Source organism: Clostridioides sp. ZZV15-6598, assembly GCF_020657705.1.
Classification (GTDB): Bacteria; Bacillota; Clostridia; order Peptostreptococcales; family Peptostreptococcaceae; genus Clostridioides; species Clostridioides difficile_F.
The window spans coordinates 1-2,482 of the sequence record NZ_JAGWCS010000244.1 but is presented as its reverse complement, the minus strand read 5'-3'; the positions used below and the strand labels follow the sequence as shown (position 1 = coordinate 2,482).

General features: G+C 24.0%; 3 protein-coding genes. All 3 read left to right on the top strand.

Annotation, left to right across the window (positions count from 1 at the left end):
* Positions 1-1,007: HNH endonuclease (locus KGF50_RS21155; RefSeq protein WP_227849886.1), on the top strand; the 1,007-nt coding region annotated here is incomplete at its 5' end.
* A gap of 300 nt (positions 1,008-1,307) precedes the next feature.
* Entirely contained in the window at positions 1,308-1,955 is a 648-nt protein-coding gene (gene cas5, locus KGF50_RS21150; RefSeq protein WP_103929421.1) for a CRISPR-associated protein Cas5, read from the top strand.
* Positions 1,946-2,482, top strand: a 537-nt coding sequence (locus tag KGF50_RS21145; RefSeq protein ID WP_227849885.1) for a CRISPR-associated endoribonuclease Cas6, incomplete at its 3' end; no start/stop codon positions are given. The genes cas5 and KGF50_RS21145, both read left to right, overlap by 10 nt.

Genomic DNA, 2,482 nt, shown 5'->3' with positions numbered 1-2,482 from the left:
TAGATGAAGAGATACTGAATTTATCATCAAAACAAAGTAAAGGTTATCAATCAATGGGTATATTGCATCATTTAGGAATAAATAAAAATCATAAAGGTATTTTTAGAGGATACACAATAGATAAAGCAATTGAAGTGCTTAAAGAAGATGAGATACATTTCAAGCAAATTATTAATCTACTTTTAGAAAATAAAAATATAAATGAGTATCCTATAATAGTTGATTCTTGGGAGTTATTAGACGAAAAAATAGCTTTAAAAACAATTGATAAATCTACATTAAAACATAATGGGACAGGGGTTCCAATAGAAATAAGACATTTTTTTGAGATAAATAATTTAGGCAAGAATGAAAAGAAAAATGTGAATTTTAGATATAATGATGATTGTTATAGTGCAGTTATAGAAATGGATAAATTAGAAAATCCAAGAAGTAGAATAATTTGGAAATCTAAGTTTAGAGATTTACTAAGAAATATATTTCCTAAGTGTTATGAGAAATTCTTAGAAGGGAAAATAGAAGAAAATATAAATTTACCTAAAATAAGATTTTTAAAACTTGATAGTAATAATTTTGATATAGAATTCATTTTTACTTCTGAAATAGAAGATGATGTATTAGAGGAAATAAGTCAAGATAATCCTTTAGACATTGATACTATTAATATAGAATTAGAAACTGAAATTAGAAAAGAAGGAAAAGTTAAATATGTTTATGGAAAGCAATATGAGCGTAATCCTAAGAATAGAATAGAGGCAATAAAATATCATGGTACAAAGTGTGTTGTATGTGGGTTTGATTTCGAAAAAACATATGGAAACAGAGGTAAGGGATACATAGAAATTCATCATATTAGACCATTAAGTTCTGTTGGAAAAGAAAGTAATATAAATCCTAAAACAGATTTGGTACCAATATGTTCAAATTGTCACAGAATGATTCACAGGAAAAAAGATAATGTTTTGAGTATAGATAAGTTGAAGAAAATTATAAAAGATAGTAAATAATGCTTATGTGTAGCAGAGATGTATAAAGTATATATTCTAAATTAATTAACAACAAATACTGATATAAAAAATCAAAAAGTTTATTAGTAAAAGGTAGTTGCTATATTATAACAACTACCTTTATAAGTTAAGTATTTAAGGTAGATGCAAAGGTTTTAGAAAATTCACTAGAATAATCTAATTAAATTATATATTTGTTATTTTTAGGAAAATAATGGTAAAAATTAAAGGTTTTTATAAATGAATGTCTAATTTTATAAATAAAATGGAGTATTTTAACTAAATATTTGAGGAGATAAAATGATATTAAATAAAATCGAAATAATTGGAGATATGGCTCACTTTAAAATTCCTATGCATAGCAAGATACAAAGAACATATGAAATTCCACCAATATCAACAGTTGTCGGAATATTAAAAAATATATATGGTGAAGAGATAGATGATTTTATATTAGGATATGTAATATATCATAATGGTACATTTAAAGATTTGCAAACTATATATAAAGAAATCAATCCAAATGTAAAAACATTGACAGATAATGATAGATTTCAAACTGATGTATGTCCGATTGAATACCTAATTAATCCTAAACTTATCATATATACAAATATAGATAAAAATATAGAATTTAATGAGCCACTATGCTTAGGTAAGACTAATTGTTTAGCGAAGGTATTATCTTTAAGTGAAATTGAAGTAAATCTAATAGATAAAAAAGCTATTGGATATAACCAATATACAGATATTAACATTGGAGATGGAATGATAAAAAGAATAAATACATTGACTGAATATAATGAAAAAAAAGGTTATTATGATATATATTCTTCAATGGTAAGAGAAAATGACGAGTTTGAATATGGTAAATATTATGATGAAGATGAGCAACAGAATATTTTTTTATGGAACTGGAAAAAAGGGGGAGTAATTAAATGCATTTAGTGAGAAGACATTTGATACTCACAGTGGATAATAAAGTTGTATTAGATTACAATTACCAGTATGAGCTAATGAAAAGGATATATGAGGCTATAGAAGTTAATGACAAAAGAAAAGCACTAAGCCTTCATAATGAAGGCTATAAGGTGGATAAGAAAGTATTTAAATTATTTAATTATACAATTATGTTTGAAAATGCTAAGTATTCAAAAGAGGGAATACATTTAAATTCCCAAACAAAAATCAAATTAATTTTAAGTGGATATGATGATATATTGAATAATATTATAAAAGGTTTTATTAAATGTAAAGTATTTAAATTATATAATATAGAGTTTAAAGTTTCAGATATAGAAGAAGATTCAAAGAAAAATTTTAATAATATAACACTTTATAAAGTAAGGTCACCTATTGTAGCGAGTTTATATGATTTAAAAAGTAGAAAACAAGTATACTTAAATCCAATGCAAGAAGAGTTTTATAAAGCATTACATGATAATTTAAGAAATAAGTATAAGCTTATATATAAT